Annotated in this window: 2 protein-coding genes and 1 pseudogene; all 3 read left to right on the top strand. The window is 57.8% G+C overall.

Annotated elements, in window-relative coordinates:
* Positions 1 to 96: pseudogene (locus tag B2W52_RS12885) on the top strand (signal peptidase II); the annotation flags it as partial.
* A 5-nt stretch (positions 97 to 101) separates the two neighbouring features.
* Positions 102 to 554 (top strand): FKBP-type peptidyl-prolyl cis-trans isomerase, encoded by a 453-nt coding sequence (gene fkpB, locus B2W52_RS12880; RefSeq protein WP_053114507.1) that lies wholly within the window; start codon positions 102 to 104, stop codon positions 552 to 554.
* An 18-nt stretch (positions 555 to 572) separates the two neighbouring features.
* Positions 573 to 1,204: 4-hydroxy-3-methylbut-2-enyl diphosphate reductase (gene ispH, locus B2W52_RS12875; protein ID WP_286803440.1), on the top strand; the 632-nt coding region annotated here is incomplete at its 3' end.

Below are 1,204 nucleotides of genomic sequence, written 5' to 3'. Positions count from 1 at the left end.
GCCGACACCGCGATCACTATCGGTGCCGCCATGATGATACTTGATATGTTCCGCAAACCCGCCGATTCGGACGGGGATGCGCAAAGGAGTGAGTAACTCTTATGAATGAGCTGCCTGTCGACAAGGGTACCCGGGTAAAACTGCACTTCGCCCTTAAGTTCCCGGATGGCGAAGTGATTGATTCGACCTTTGAGAAAGAGCCGGCCTCTTTGGAAATCGGCGATGACAACCTGCCGGAGAATTTCGAGGCCTACCTGATGGGTATGAAAGCTGGCGACAAAGACAGCTTCCAGGTGCCGCCCGAGAAAGCCTTTGGCCAGCACAATCCGAATAACGTACAGACGTTCAAGCGCCATGAGTTCAGCCCCGATATGGTGCTGGAACCCGGCGTAATGATTTCCTTTGCCGACGCGCGCCAGAGCGAGTTGCCCGGTGTTGTCAGCCGTGTAGAAGGTGACGAAGTGGAGGTGGATTTCAATCACCCCCTGGCAGGGCGTACACTGACGTTTGAAGTAGAAATCATCGACGTGGAACCGGCAGGCCCGGCCCACTAACCAGAGCAGCAGGTTGATATGCAGATCCGACTCGCCAATCCCCGAGGTTTTTGTGCCGGCGTGGACCGTGCCATTGAAATTGTAAACCGGGCGCTGGACGTGTTCGGGGCGCCCATTTATGTGAGGCACGAGGTGGTCCACAATAAATTCGTGGTGGATAACCTGCGCAACCGCGGCGCCGTTTTCGTGGACGAGCTGGACGAAGTGCCGGATGACAAGCTTGTTATCTTCAGCGCCCACGGCGTTTCCCAGGCGGTACAGACCGAAGCCGCCCGCCGCGGCCTGAAAGTCTTCGACGCCACCTGCCCGCTGGTCACTAAAGTGCACCTGGAAGTCATGCGCTACAGTCGCGATGGCAGGGAGTGCGTGCTTATCGGCCACCATGGCCATCCGGAAGTAGAAGGCACCATGGGGCAGTACGACCACAGCAACGGTGGTGAAATCTACCTCGTCGAAGACGAGGAGGACGTGGCGAAGCTGGAGGTTAAAGACCCCGGTAAGCTCTCTTACGTTACCCAGACCACCCTGTCCATGGACGATACCGCCCGCGTGATCGACGCGCTACGCGCAAAGTTCCCGGAGATCCAGGGCCCTCGCAAGGACGATATCTGCTACGCCACCCAGAACCGCCAGGATGCCGTGAAGCAGTT

The sequence above is a fragment of the Marinobacter sp. UBA2498 genome (genome assembly GCF_002341575.1).
Lineage (GTDB): Bacteria > Pseudomonadota > Gammaproteobacteria > Pseudomonadales > Oleiphilaceae > Marinobacter > Marinobacter manganoxydans.
The sequence above is the reverse complement of the archived record's forward strand: the minus strand, read 5'-3'. Positions and strand labels throughout refer to the sequence as shown.

Excerpts from the sequence above, each read along its gene's own strand:
- fkpB (WP_053114507.1), top strand. The coding sequence starts at position 102 with ATGAATGAGCTGCCTGTCGACAAGGGTACCCGGGTAAAACTGCACTTC.